The following is a 13,362-nucleotide window of genomic DNA, read 5'->3' on the forward strand; positions in this document are numbered from 1 at the left end:
CCGGCAGGGAAGCGGGGAGGACGAAAAATGAAAAAGTGTGACGAGCGCGTGGCGCTCCGGGTATCCCGGGTGAGCATCGGGGTCAACCTGCTGCTATCGGCGCTGAAGTTTATGGCGGGGCTCCTGGCCCATTCGGGGGCCATGCTGTCGGACGCGGTCCACTCCGCGTCGGACGTGCTGAGCACCCTGGTGGTGATGGTGGGGGTGCGCCTGGCGGGGAAGGAACCGGATTGGGACCACCCCTATGGGCATGAGCGGCTGGAGAGCGTCGCGGCGCTCCTGCTCGCGGGGATGCTCGCGCTCACGGGTCTGTTGATCGGCGTGCAGGGGGTGCGCCATGTCCTGAATCCCGGCGCGCTGCAGGTGCCGGGGGCTTTGGCGCTCTGGGCGGCGGCGCTCTCGATCGGGGTCAAGGAGTGGATGTACCGCTACACCAAGCGCGCCGCTCAGAAGACCGGCTCGGACGCGCTGATGGCCGACGCCTGGCACCACCGCTCGGACGCGCTCTCCTCGGTGGGCAGCTTCCTTGGGATTTTCGGCGCGCGCCTGGGGTTCCCGCTGCTCGATCCGCTGGCCGCGGCGGTGATCGCGCTCTTTATCCTGCGCGCGGCCTTCGGGATCGCCCGGGATTCGGTCGGCAGGCTGACCGACCGCGCCTGCGATGAGGAGATTGCAGCGCGCATGCGCGCCGCTATCCTCGCGCAGCCGGGGGTCCTCTCGCTGGATGAGCTGCGCACCCGGGTCTTCGGTTCGCGGCTCTATGCCGACGTCGCCATCGGAGCGGACGGCTCGATGACCCTCTACCAGGCGCACGCCATCGCCGAGGGAGTGCACGTCGCGCTCGAGCGGGAGTTCCCGGCGCTCAAGCATTGCACCGTCCACGTCAACGCCTTGTAGGCAGAAACCAGGAAGGGCGGGCACCGCAGTGCCCGCCCTTCCTGGTGGTTTAGATAATCAGATATGGAAATGTAGGAGATAGCGGTTTAATAGGCCACGCCCTGGGCGATCATCGCCTCGGCCACCTTGAGGAAGCCGGCGATGTTGGCGCCCATCACGAGGTTGCCGGCGCTGCCGTATTTTTCGCTGGCGTCGTAGGCGGCGTGGAAGATGCCCAGCATGATGTCGTGCAGCTTGGAATCGACCTCCTCGAAGGTCCAGCCGTAGCGCAGCGAGTTCTGGCTCATTTCCAGCCCGCTGACGGCGACGCCTCCGGCGTTGGCCGCCTTGGCGGGCGCGAAGAGGATCCCGGCCGCCTGCAGCTTTTCCACCGCCTCGGGGGTGCAGGGCATGTTGGCGCCCTCGGCTACCGCGGTAACGCCGCCCTGGATCAGCTTGTCGGCCGACGCGCCGTCCAGCTCGTTCTGGGTGGCGCAGGGGAGGGCCACGTCGCAGGGGATGCTCCAGATCCCGGTGCACCCTTCGGTGTAGGTGGCGGTGGGCACGCTCTGCACATATTCCTTGATCCGCGCGCGGCGGACCTCCTTGATGTCCTTGACAATATCCAGCTTGATCCCGTCGGGGTCGTGGATGTAGCCGTCCGAGTCGGAGAGCGCGACCACCTTGGCGCCCAGCTGCTGGGCCTTTTCGGTCGCGTAGATGGCGACGTTGCCCGAGCCGGAGATGACCACCGTCTTGCCGGCCACCGAGTCGTTCTTCATGCACCGGAGCATCTCCTCGGTGAGGTAGAGCAGCCCGTAGCCGGTCGCCTGGGTGCGCCCGAGGGAGCCGCCGAAGGTGAGGCCCTTGCCGGTCAGCACGCCGGTGAACTCGTTGCGCAGGCGCTTATACTGCCCGTACATGTATCCGATCTCCCGCGCGCCCACGCCGATGTCCCCGGCGGGCACGTCGGTGTCGGCGCCGATGTGTTTACACAGCTCGGTCATGAAGCTCTGACAGAAGCGCATGACCTCCGCGTCCGACTTGCCCTTGGGGTCGAAGTCGGAGCCGCCCTTGCCGCCGCCCATGGGCAGCCCGGTCAGGGAGTTTTTGAAGGTCTGCTCGAAACCGAGGAATTTGATGACCGACCCGGTCACCGAGGGGTGCAGGCGCAGGCCCCCCTTATACGGGCCGATGGCGGAGTTGAACTGGACCCGAAAGCCCCGGTTGACCCGCACGTTGCCCGCGTCGTCCACCCAGGAGACCCGGAACTGGATGAAGCGCTCCGGCTCCACGATCCGGTCGATCACGCCGGTTTTGATGATGTCGGGATTCTGCTCGACGACTGGCTCGAGGGATTCAAGCACCTCGCCCACAGCCTGCAAAAACTCGGTCTCACCCTTGTTTCTTGCGGCGACGTCGTCATATACCTTCTTCAGGTACGAGTTTTTGAATGCCATGGGAACCACTCCTTTAATATTCTTTGTATATATACTATTATAAGCAGAAATTTGCAATTTTGCAATATAAAAATTGCAGGACGAGAATATTTTTATGACCCGCACATCCTGTACAAGCGGTTTGGCCGCAGGTTTATGGTTTTTGATGGTTATTTTGCAGGATTGCCCTGCAAATAATTCAAGCAATGCAGGATTGGGAGGCATCCCGGTTGCGCTTTCCCCGCGGATGGGTTATAATGGGGATATTCCATCGAGCAGGCCAGACGGCAGCGCGCGCAGCGCCGAAAGGCCGCGTGTGAGGAAAGTCCGAGCTCCGCAGGGCGGGATAGCTGCTAACGGCAGCCGGGGGCGACCCCAGGGACAGTGCAACAGAGAGATACCGCCGCGCGCTTTGCGCGGTAAGGGTGGAAAGGCGAGGTAAGAGCTCACCGGCACACTGGCGACTGTGTGGCCATGTAAACCCTATCCGGAGCAACACCGCATAGAGGGCATAAAGCGGCGGCCCGCCGCGCCCTCGGGTAGGTGGCTGGATTTGCCCGGCGACGGGCAAACAAGATAGATTGTCGTCAAATACAGAACTCGGCTTACAGACCTGGTCGGTGGAATTTTTGGAAAAACAGCGGGCCCGCACTAAGGGCGCACCCATGAGGGTGCCCTTAGTGCGGGCCCGCGTAGCTTTTCGATGACGAATCACTTGACAATTGGCGCAAAGGGAGGGGGTCCCCCTCTTGGGGGTTCCCCTCCCGGAGCTCCAGTGGCGCTCCGATTCACCCCTCCTGCGCTTTTTACGTCTTAATGAGGGCTTCTCGCCCTCAAACTCCCCGCCAAGGGGGCGCCGCCCCCTTGGAACCCTGTAATAGGTGGGCGGGTTTGATAAACCGAGGCCCGCACAATTGTGCGGGTCCGCTTGCTATGCTTCGCAGATCACGGTGCAGTCCTCGGGGGTGACGGCCAGGCAGAAGGCGCGCCGCCCCTCGCAGCCCGGGGGCACCAGCAGATAGGTGTGCCGGCTGCGGGACTTGACCAGCGCCTTCTGGTGCGCCGCCTTCAGGTCGCAGACATAGGCGCCCTCCTCGGGGAGGTAGCCCTCGGCCTGCAAAAAGGCCCGGTCGAAGTAGAAGGTGGAGATCATCCGCTCGGTCAGCGACCCGCCCACCGTGCGCGCGGCGGGGGAAACCTCGCCGCCGAGCAGGATGCACGAGCGCCCACTCCCCGCCGCCAGGGCCACCGCCAGGCTGGCGGTGACGATGGTGACCCGCTTCTCGCCCAGAAAGCGCAGAATGGCGGCGCAGTCCGCTCCCGCATCGAGGAAGATCACATCCCCCTCTTCCACGAATTCGGCCGCCCTCCGGGCCAGCTCGCTCCCCTCCGCCGGGGGGGAGACCGCCGCGGCCGGGGCCGGTTCGGCGCGGGCCAGCTTGGCCGCGCCCCCGCGCAGCTGGACGATCAGCCCCTCCTGCTCGAGGGTGGAGAGGTCCCGGCGCACGGTGGAGACCGAGATGCCCAGCGTCTCGGTCATTTCCGCAATATAAGCAATCTCATGCTGGGAGAGATATTCGATGATCTTGGTTTTGCGCAGATAGGGAATCATAGCCGTTTCATGCCTTTCGGATGGGATGTGAGGGCATGCGCCCCCTCCCTTTTATTATAGCCGGAAGGCCTCGGCCTTTCAACAGAATTCAAATTGTTTCATTTTTGTTCATGTTTTCGCCACACTTGCGGCTGAGGTATTCCCGCTGGACCGCAATGGTCTCCAGCGTTTCGCCCAGCTGCACGAAGACCGAGCCGAGCAGAAGAAGGTCCTCGGTCGGGGTATTGTTGGCGATGGTGATGGCGGTCGCGGCCACGGCGGCGGCCAGCTCGCTTGGATTCATAGTAATCCCCCCGTATATCCTTATTCGCCCGGGAGGGTGGACAGAAGGGAAGACAAAGAACAGCCTGCCGCGGCAGGCTGTTCTTCACGGGTGGCTTTATAAATGACCGCGAGATAAGCTTTCTTGTTGGCATACTTCCGCTCCCTTCCCAGGAAAAGCGGAGCAAATCCCTTGCTTTTTTCAAACTTATCCCAATTATATCCTCTTCTGGAGGATTTTGCAAGTGAATACATACTTCCGTGCCTGTCCCTCTCTTCCCGCATGACCGATAGAAAGCTTATCTGGCGGTCATTTATGAGGGAGGGAAACCATTGAACAGGAAAGCATTTGCGCCGATCCTGGCGCTAGCGCTGATTTGGTCTGTGCCGGCCGGCGCGGCCGGGGGTGCGGCGGTACGGGTCCAGGAGAGCTATGACTGCGACTACGGGGTGTATATTCCCTTTACCCCTTCGCCCCGCACCGGCAGTTACACCTTCGCACTCTACGAGGGGGAGGGAGCGTCGGGCGCGCCCGAGGTGACGGCCGAGGTGGATACGGCGGGGAGCGCCCGGCAAACCGTCTATCTGCCGCTGCGCTACGACGTGAGCGGCCCGAGCACCTGGACGCTGGAGGTGACGGCGCGCGCCCCGGCGGGGCGGGAAGCATTTGACCGGGAGGCGACGCTCGTCAAAACTTTTGAGACCAGCCCGTCCTGCGGATGTCCGGCGGGGACGGCGGGTGCCTTTTACGCGGGGGATGGAAGTGGAAAAAGCCCTTACCGGGTCGGGGCATCCGAGCAGCTGCAGCATGTCAACCGGCATTTGGGCGGCAGCTTCCGGCAAGTGAATCACATTGACCTCAGCGCCTATGGGAGCTGGACCCCCATCGGGGGAAACAGCTATGCAGCCTTTTCGGGGACCTACGACGGCGGCGGATACAAGATCACCGGGTTCACGGTGGGGAACACCATGCAATACAGCGGGCTGTTCGGCCTGGTCTCCGGGGCGGTGATCCAAAACCTCGGGATACAGGATTACAATGTCAATGCGCCCGGCTCGGATTATGTGGCGGGACTGATCGGACAGATAGGCAATGCCAGCTCCCTGCGGCGCTGCTTTTCCCGCGGCGGTACGGTGCGGGCCGGCGGGGATACCGGCCCGCTGGTGGCTTATGCGCTAGGCGAGGCCAACAACACGATGGAGGACTGCTATGTCAACGGCACCGTCGTCATCGGCGGGCAGAAGAGGACGGCGAGTGCGGGCGGCCTTAACGGGAATCCGTTTGCATTTTCCACTATTTCAAACTGTTACGCCCTTCCGGCCTCGGTCAGCTGTCACTATGTCGGCGGATTTGATTCCGCCGGCTACAGCACGGTTTATGCCAACTGCTGCTGGAACACCAATATCGCCTCCTATGCCAGCGCATACAATATGAAAAATCCGCCCGGGACGAGAGGCTATACAACTGCGCAGCTGACCAACCCTGACCTGCGCGCCACTGTCTACAGCGGCTTCGATTTTGATACGGTATGGATATGGGACGACCATATGGGCGCGCCGAAGCTCAGAGTCGAAAAAGAATGAGCCATGTGAACAGGGAACTAAACAGAACAGCCTGCCGCGGCACCGCGGCAGGCTGTTTCTTTTATAAAAGACAGAGGGATTATTTGAACTTTACCGCGGTGCCATAGGCGATGACCTCGGCCGCGCCCTGCATGACCGCCGCCGAGGCGTAGCGCATGCAGACGACGGCGTCCGCGCCCATCTGCTCGGCTTCCTCGACCATCCGCTTGGTGGCCAGGGCCCTCGCCTCGTTCATCATGTCCGTATAGGCCTTGAGCTCGCCGCCCACCAGGGTTTTGAAGCTCTGGGTGATGTCCCGGCCGATATTCTTGGACTGGATGGTGCTCCCGCGGCACAGCCCCAGCATCTCGAGCTCCTTGCCGGAAATGGTTTCAGTAGTGACTAAGATCATCTTCTTCTCCGCTCCTAACTTCATGGATTCTCTCGATCAGCACATAGATGGAAACGCCGGCCAGCGCCAGCGGGATCAGGCAGCCCAGTGCCTTTATCCAGAAGGGCATGGCGATCAAAAAGCAAGCGGCCACAAAGCCTAAAAAATAAAGGGTCAGCACCGCCGTAATAATAATGGGCGCAATCAGCTTTTTCAGTTTCATCGGCGCGCCCTCCCCGAAAAATTAAAAATTGTACTCCGCAATGTAGGTTTCCCCTTCGTTGGAGAGGGTGAGCACCGGCGTGCCGTCCCCGATGGTGGTGCGGTAGCGCTTGTAGCCGTCGGGGAAATCCCGATCCCCAATACAGCCGCTGGTGTTGATGGTGAGATTCTCGGGCGCCTCGCGCAGCCGCAGCCGGATCATGCTGCGGTGGTCGGTCAGCGCAATGTCGGCGTTATCCAGGAACCCGTCGGCGTTGAGCAGCACCTGCGCGGCCTTGCCCTCGATGTAAAGGCGGGAGTGCAGCATCTCCTCGGCGTCCACCCGCACCGTCCCCTCGTCGGAGGAGATCTGCACGGTGGAATTGATGTCCGGCAGGTAGACCACGCCGCCCGCGTCGTTGACCGCGAAGTTCTGGTACTCCTTGTCCGGGATGGTCAGGCGGACCACGTTGACCTGGTAGCCCTTGGGAACGCTGACATAGTCGAGGTCCTCGTCCGCCTCCACCGAAATGGTCAGCTTGCCATAGCGGTCCACCGCGGCGGATACCTCGAAGAGGTCCTGATCGTCCACCCCGACGTAATCCAGCTTGAAGTTTTTGCCGCTGCCCTTCTCCACCACGATTCCGCAGTTCGAGGAATTAATCTCCACCCTTGTGACCTCCCCGCCCGGGATGGTCTTGATCGCGCTGACCGCGTTTGGTTTGTGGGTCTCGAAGCGGTATTCGGGGATGTCCTCGTCATCCAGCAGATATTGGTGATAATCCTGCAGCGCGAAGGCGCTCGTCCCGCTGCCCAGAAGCAGCGCCGCCGCAGCCGCGCCTGCAAGCAAGTTCTTTAGTTTCATATGGATTCTCCTTTTGATAAAACTGCCGATAAGCCTATTATACAGCCGTTTTGAGGCATTGCAAGCGCGGCGGCGCGGGATTCACAATGAGTTAACACCGGGTTTACAAAACTGGAAGAATTTAGATGGTATCAATCTCAAAAGACCGCAAGGGGCTTTTGAAAAAGAATGCGCCTCTTTCCGGATTGCCGGAAGGAGGCGCATTCTAGATAACGGTTGCACCATATCCCATCGCCAGCCGCTCCAGGATCTCGCGCGGCAGGTCGGACATCGAGTCGATGATCGCCCGGCCGTTGTAGAGGACCAGCGCCATCTCCAGCGCCTCCTCGCTGTCCGAGACGAAGGCGACCGGCAGGCGGGCCATGTGCGCGTTGAGGGCGAAGAAGTGCGCGTCCTCCGCCGTATGCACCCGCACGAGGAGCACGTCCTCGCCGCGGTCCTCGATTTCGAGGATTTCATCCGACATGTCCAACGAGCAGCGCAGCTCGTCGGAGAATTCGAACTCCTCCTCGAGGGAGAAGCTCTGCGCGTCGCAGGCGGCGGTGATCTCATGTTCGTCCCGCTCGATCCGCACCGCCGAAAAGTCGAAGCTGTCCAGCAGCCGCCGCAGCTCGCGGATATGCGCGGGGGTGGTCTGGCAGCAGCCCCCCGCGATGGTGACCCCCGCCAGCAGAAGCCGCTCCATGGTGCGGGCGAACTCCCGCGGGGAGAGCACGCGGTCGGGGGAGAGCCCGGCGCTGGGCTTCGCAAGCAGGGGGATGTTCGCCTGGGGTGCCAGACGTAAAAATTGTTCCTCGAGCCCCTGCGAGGAGTCCGAGCAGTTTATTCCGAAGGCGCTCGCGCCCAGCCCCTGCATGGTGATCAGCACGGCCATGGGGTCGGCCTCCTGCGGGGTGCGGCCGCTGTCGTCCACCGTCACCGAGACGTAGACCGGAAGCCCGGTCTCCCGTGCGGCGAGCAGGGCGGCGCGGCATTCGGTCAGGCTGGTCATCGTCTCGCAGACGATCAGGTCCACCCCCGCTCTCTTAAGGGCAAAGGCCTGCTCGGCAAAGCAGTCCACCAGCTCCAGGAAGGGCAGGTCCCCGAAGGGCTCGACCTGCTCGCCGGTGGCTGAGATGTCGCCCGCGACCAGGCAGCGGCTGCCCGCCGCCTCGCGGGTGAGCGCGACGAGGCGCTCGTTGAGCTCGATCACCGGGAGGCTCAGTCCCTGCTGGCGCAGCCGCAGCCGGTTGGCGCCGAAGGTCGGAGCGAGCAGCAGGTCGCTGCCCGCTTCGAGGTAGGCGCGCTGCAAGTCCTGCAGCGCGCGCGGATGATCGAGGACCCAGGTCTCGGTGCAGGCGCCGGGGGGCATTCCCTGCTGCAGCAGATTGGTCCCGGTCGCGCCGTCGAGCAGCAGCGGCCTTCGGGGAGGAGGGGTATTCATCGCTTCGTTTTCAGCTCCTTACGGATGACAAGTTGGTTGATGGGCCGGGGACGCAGAAAGTGCCGGTTCAGAAAAATCTGAATGTTTGGGCGCTATGCGCCCAAACTACACTCCCATTGGACTGCAAGCTACCAGAAAAGGCTCGTGTTCGGCGCGTAGCGCCGAAATGCAACTCGTTATGGGTTGCAAGAGACTTTTTATTGCTGCTGTGAAACAGCAGCGTTTACATCGTTTCGGGTGCGTTGATCTTGAGCAGCCGGAGCACATTGCGCAGCACCTGGCGGGTGGTCATGCACAGCATGATCCGCGCCTGCATAAGCCCCGTGTCCTCGCCCACCACCCGGCAGGCGTTGTAGAACTTGTGGAACAGGGTGGCCACGTCGATGGCGTAGTGGGTCAGCCGCGCGGGGTCATAGGAGCGCGCCGCCTCGATGATCTCGCCGGGCAGGCCGGCAAGGCGGCGGATGAGCTCGATCTCGCCCGGCTCGGTGAGTTTTTGCAGCTCGGCCTTCGCGGGGTCGTAGGCGATCTTTTCGGCCGCCAGCTTCTTTTCGATCGAACAGATGCGCGCGTGGGCATACTGTACGTAGTAGACCGGGTTCTGGCTCGACTGCTCGACCGCGAGGTCGAGGTCGAAGTCCAGCGCCGAGCCCGCCTCGCGCATGTTGAAGAAGAAGCGGGCCGCGTCGATCGGGATCTCCTCGAGGATGTCGCCGAGAGTGATCGACTTGCCGGTGCGCTTGCTCATGCGGTAGGGCTCGCCGTCCTTCATCAGCCGCACGAGCTGCATGAGGATGATGTCGAGCTTCGAGCCGTCCAGCCCGATGGCGTCCATCGCGCCCTTGAGGCGGGCAACATGCCCGTGGTGGTCCGCGCCCCAGACGTTGATACACCGGCTGAAGCCGCGCACCGCAAACTTGTTGTAGTGATAGGCGATGTCCGCCGCGAAGTAGGTCGGATTGCCGTTTTGACGCACCAGCACCTCGTCCTTCTCGGCCCCGAACTCGGTGGCCTTGTACCAGACGGCCCCCTCGCTCTCATAGGCGAGCCCGCGCTTTTTGAGCGCTTCGATGGCCTCCTGCACCGCGCCGCTCTCGTGCAGGGTGCTCTCCCTAAACCACACGTCGTAGACGATCCGGTACTTCTCCAGATCGTCGTGCAGCTTCTGAATGTTGCGCGGCAGGGCGTAGTCCACCAGCGCCTGGCGGCGCTCCTGATCCGGCACATTTAAATACTTGTCCCCATGCAGGCCGGCAAATTCCTGCGCGCGCTCCTTGATGTCCTCGCCGTGGTAACCGTCCTCGGGGAATTCGATGGCGTCCTCGCCCTTGTAAATTTGCAAGTAGCGCGCTTCAAGCGACTTTGCGAACTTTTCGATCTGGTTGCCCGCGTCGTTGACGTAGAATTCGCGCGTCACGTCGTACCCGGCCGCGTCCATCGCGCTGGCCAGGCAGTCGCCGATCGCCCCGCCCCGGGCGTTTCCCATGTGCATGGGGCCGGTGGGATTGGCCGAGACGAACTCGATCATGACCTTTTCCTGCTTGCCGTAGTCCGAGCGGCCATACGCGTCCCCGTCCCCGGCGATGCATTCCAGCACCGAGCCGAACCAGCGCGGCGCGAGGAAGAAATTTAAAAACCCGGGGCCCGCGACCTCGGCGCGCACGAAAAGGCTATCCGAAAAATCGAGATGATCTAAAATTACCTGGGCGATTTTCTGGGGGGCCATGCGAAACGCGCGGGCCGAGACCATCGCGATGTTCGAGGCGAAATCACCGAACTTGGTGTCTCCGGGGATCTCCACCACAAAATCGGGCAGCTCGCAGCTTGGCAGGGAGCCGTCCTCCATGGCGGACTTTGCAGCCGCCTGGATCAGCGCTTCGAGCTGGTCGGTGGCCTGCTTGACGGGATTGTGCATCGTAGTTCTACCTCCTGCTATTTACATTCCTTGACGTCGATATACACTTCATTTTCGCTGGCGAGCGAGGTGTTGATGTCCAGCGAGTACTTAAACTGGATATTCCCGCCCTTGTCGGTGAGGGTGGAGGAAATCTGGTTGCCCAGCACCCCGATCATCATCTCGCCGTAGCCGGTGTCATACACGCATTGGTGCCGCCGCCCCTTCTCCACGATCAGGTGGGAACGGTAGGCCCCCGAGCGCAGCATGGTCACCCGGCCGTCCTGCTCCAGCCTGAGGGTGGTCTTGCTGCCACCAAAGCCGGTGGCCTCGGTCTCCTCGTAGGAGAGGTAGTAGCTGTCCTTCTTTTTATACAGGTTTCCGACCGTCATCAGCTCGATGACCTCTTCCTGGCCCTCCACCCGCTGGACCCCCTTGATGGAGATCAGCACGTCTTTTTTCATGTTTATGATAGTTCCTTTCCCGGGCGTTTGAAAGTTTCTTCCTTCCAACCTTCCCCTATCAGGACAGGGAGATTTTTTTGACGCTCCCTGAAACATCCTGCTGTAAAAATATTTTCGCCACCGAGCAAAAATCCTCGGCGCTGTCGGTCACATAGAATTCCCGCCTGCCCTCCTGCTGCCGTTCGCTAAGCAGCCCGTTCACCGTCAGGAAGCTCTGCACCGACTTTGCGGCCTCGCGGCCGGGGTCGATCAGGGTCACCTGGTAGTCGAGCACCTCGTTGATCACATCGTAGAGCAGCGGGTAGTGGGTGCACCCGAGAATCAGGGTGTCGATCCCCTCGCGCCGCAGCGGCTGCAGATAGGTCTCGGCGACCAGGCGCACGATGGGGTCCTTGGGGGAAAACTGGCCGTTTTCCACCAGCGGCACGAAGAGGGGGCAGGCGTTGCCGAAGACATGGGCGTCCGCCTTAATGGCCCGGATCGCCTTGCCGTAGGCGTTGGTGCGGATCGTCAAATTGGTGCCGATCACCCCGATCCGCCCACAGAGCGTCAGCGCGCAGGCGGTCTGTACCGCCGGGCCGACCACCCCCGAATACTGGACGGGCAGCGCGTCAGCGACCTTCTGCGGCAGGGTCGAGCTGACGGTGCCGCAGGCGGCGAGGATAAACTTTACGTCGTGGGAAAGCAGGAATTTAATGTCCTGCTGGGCGTAGTCGATGATGGTCTCCCGGCTCTTGCTGCCGTAGGGCAGCCGGCCGGTATCCCCGAAGTAGATAATGTCCTCGTTCGGCAGCAGGGCTTCCAGCTCTTTATAGGCGGTCAGCCCCCCCACGCCGGAGTCGAAGACGCCGATCGGGCGGTTATCCATGGAAAAGGCCTCCTTTCATGAGGAAGGCGGGAACGCCGGGAAGTTTTCCGCTTCTCAGCGTCCGAGCGCAAGTTCGATCAGCCGGTCCAGCAGCTCGCCGTAGCCCATCCCGCCGTGGCAGAAGAGCTTGGGATACATGCTGATATCGGTAAAGCCCGGCAGGGTGTTGAGCTCGTTGAGCACCACCCGGCCATCCTTGTGCAGCACAAAGAAGTCCACCCGCGCCAGCCCCTGGCAGTTCATGGCCCGGAAGGCGCGCACCGCGATTTCCCGCACCTCCTGCGCCTTAGCAGGCGGCAGGCGGGCCGGGATGTGCAGCGCGGTGGTGTCGTCGCAGTATTTGCCCTCGTAGTCGTAGAGCTCGCGCAGCGGCTCGATCTCCCCGACGTCGGCCGAGGCGACGGGGTCGCCGTTCCCCAGGACGGCGCACTCGACCTCGATCCCATCGAGGAATTCCTGGACGATGGCCTTGCCCCGCCCATCCTCGCGCAGCGCGAGCTGCAAGGCGGGGAGCAGTTCGCCCTCGCCGTGCACCTTGCTGATCCCCACCGAGGAGCCCGCGTTGGCGGGCTTGACAAAGACCGGGTAGGAAAGGGCGGCCTCCCGGAGCTTGCGGGCGACCATTTCGGGGTGGGTGAGCTCCTCCTCCCGCACGCAGATGCTGCGCGCGCTGGGGATTCCGCGCTGGGTGAGTACGCTGTAGGCGACGTCCTTGTCCATGCAGACTGCGCTGGCGAGCACGCCGCACCCGACGTAGGGCACGCCGCAAAGCTCAAAGAGCCCCTGCACCGTGCCGTCCTCGCCGTTCTTGCCGTGCAGCACCGGGAAGATCACATCCAGGCGGATACGCTGGACCCCGCCCTCGCGCAGGACCAGCAGGCCGTGGTCGGCCCGGTCGGGCGAGAGGATGGCGGGGGTGACGTACCGCCTATCGTTCCAGCGGTCGGGCCGGATGTTGGAAATCTCGCCCTCGTAGAGCAGCCAGCGCCCGTCACGGGTGATGCCTACCATATAAATGTCGTATTTTTCCCGGTCCAGGTTGTTTAAAATCGACGTTACCGACATCAGCGAGACTTCATATTCGCTCGAACATCCGCCGAACAGAACGCAGAGACTCAGTTTTTCCATGTTGCGGAATCAGATCCTTCCTATTCAAGCGGCGCACGGGGCGCCTGATGTTGTCAATAGAGCCTGTTAGTCATAAGTATATTTAGTTTAGCACATCCATATGCGATTTACAACGCAAAATTTACACCTCAAACGGCGTGAAAACTGGTGATGGGAAACAAAAGAAAGACCGTTAGCTAAGGCAGCTAACGGTCGTCTTTTTGTGTTTTTTTGGAAGGAGGATCGAGCTTTCCGCCGGTTTCCTCCCTGTTTATCCTAATTATATCCTGTTCTGGTACGGATTTCAAGTGAAATCTTCCCTTTCCCGCCCCCACCCCCGGAGCGAAAGACCGCAAGCTGCCTTATCTACTGGTCTTTTATTCTTAAGGGGGAAGTCA

Annotated in this window: 13 protein-coding genes and 1 other RNA gene; 3 read left to right on the forward strand and 11 right to left on the reverse strand. The window is 61.8% G+C overall.

Annotated features, from left to right (window positions below):
* Positions 1–27 precede the first annotated feature (27 nt).
* Positions 28–897: a cation diffusion facilitator family transporter gene (locus tag EDD78_RS09105; protein ID WP_132084741.1), complete on the forward strand. Its 870-nt coding sequence runs from the start codon at positions 28–30 to the stop codon at positions 895–897.
* A gap of 86 nt (positions 898–983) precedes the next feature.
* On the opposite strand, the gene gdhA is transcribed toward EDD78_RS09105, so the two are convergent.
* Positions 984–2,336, reverse strand: a complete 1,353-nt coding sequence (gdhA, locus tag EDD78_RS09110; RefSeq protein ID WP_132084742.1) for an NADP-specific glutamate dehydrogenase — start codon at positions 2,334–2,336, stop codon at positions 984–986.
* A gap of 251 nt (positions 2,337–2,587) precedes the next feature.
* Between gdhA and rnpB the strand changes: the two genes are divergently transcribed.
* Positions 2,588–2,939, forward strand: an RNA gene (rnpB, locus tag EDD78_RS09115) — RNase P RNA component class A.
* A 307-nt stretch (positions 2,940–3,246) separates the two neighbouring features.
* Here the strand turns inward: rnpB and EDD78_RS09120 are convergent.
* Both EDD78_RS09120 and EDD78_RS09125 read right to left on the reverse strand, forming a co-directional pair.
* Positions 3,247–3,927, reverse strand: coding sequence for a DeoR/GlpR family DNA-binding transcription regulator (locus EDD78_RS09120; protein WP_132084743.1), 681 nt, complete (start codon positions 3,925–3,927; stop codon positions 3,247–3,249).
* Between the two features lie 88 nt (positions 3,928–4,015).
* Positions 4,016–4,210 (reverse strand): DUF6774 domain-containing protein, encoded by a 195-nt coding sequence (locus EDD78_RS09125; RefSeq protein WP_079699990.1) that lies wholly within the window; start codon positions 4,208–4,210, stop codon positions 4,016–4,018.
* A 311-nt stretch (positions 4,211–4,521) separates the two neighbouring features.
* Between EDD78_RS09125 and EDD78_RS09130 the strand changes: the two genes are divergently transcribed.
* A complete protein-coding gene (locus EDD78_RS09130) occupies positions 4,522–5,772 on the forward strand; it encodes a hypothetical protein (protein ID WP_132084744.1) in 1,251 nt (416 codons plus the stop codon).
* A gap of 79 nt (positions 5,773–5,851) precedes the next feature.
* Here EDD78_RS09130 and EDD78_RS09135 read toward each other — a convergent pair whose 3' ends face one another.
* The 8 genes from EDD78_RS09135 to EDD78_RS09170 form a co-directional block, all read right to left on the reverse strand.
* A complete protein-coding gene (locus tag EDD78_RS09135; protein ID WP_079699988.1) occupies positions 5,852–6,163 on the reverse strand; it encodes a YbjQ family protein in 312 nt (103 codons plus the stop codon).
* Positions 6,144–6,365, reverse strand: a complete 222-nt coding sequence (locus EDD78_RS09140; protein ID WP_079699987.1) for a hypothetical protein — start codon at positions 6,363–6,365, stop codon at positions 6,144–6,146. The genes EDD78_RS09135 and EDD78_RS09140 overlap by 20 nt, the downstream gene beginning before the upstream one ends.
* Positions 6,366–6,386: 21 nt before the next feature.
* The gene (locus EDD78_RS09145; protein WP_132084745.1) at positions 6,387–7,208 is read right to left on the reverse strand and encodes a hypothetical protein; all 822 of its coding nucleotides are present in this window, start codon (positions 7,206–7,208) and stop codon (positions 6,387–6,389) included.
* Positions 7,209–7,413: 205 nt separating this feature from the next.
* Complete coding sequence (locus tag EDD78_RS09150) at positions 7,414–8,631, reverse strand: homocysteine S-methyltransferase family protein (RefSeq protein WP_132084746.1); 1,218 nt, start codon at positions 8,629–8,631, stop codon at positions 7,414–7,416.
* Between the two features lie 223 nt (positions 8,632–8,854).
* Positions 8,855–10,546 (reverse strand): arginine--tRNA ligase, encoded by a 1,692-nt coding sequence (gene argS, locus EDD78_RS09155; RefSeq protein ID WP_132084747.1) that lies wholly within the window; start codon positions 10,544–10,546, stop codon positions 8,855–8,857.
* 17 nt (positions 10,547–10,563) lie between these two features.
* The gene (locus EDD78_RS09160) at positions 10,564–10,989 is read right to left on the reverse strand and encodes a YwiB family protein (protein ID WP_165873174.1); all 426 of its coding nucleotides are present in this window, start codon (positions 10,987–10,989) and stop codon (positions 10,564–10,566) included.
* A gap of 58 nt (positions 10,990–11,047) precedes the next feature.
* Positions 11,048–11,857, reverse strand: coding sequence for a glutamate racemase (murI, locus tag EDD78_RS09165; protein WP_079699983.1), 810 nt, complete (start codon positions 11,855–11,857; stop codon positions 11,048–11,050).
* A 54-nt stretch (positions 11,858–11,911) separates the two neighbouring features.
* On the reverse strand, positions 11,912–12,985 hold the full coding sequence (locus tag EDD78_RS09170; protein WP_079699982.1) for a D-alanine--D-alanine ligase family protein: 1,074 nt from the start codon (positions 12,983–12,985) through the stop codon (positions 11,912–11,914).
* Positions 12,986–13,362 lie beyond the last annotated feature (377 nt).

This window comes from Harryflintia acetispora (assembly GCA_004340125.1).
In the GTDB taxonomy this organism is placed as follows: Bacteria; Bacillota; Clostridia; order Oscillospirales; family Ruminococcaceae; genus Harryflintia; species Harryflintia acetispora.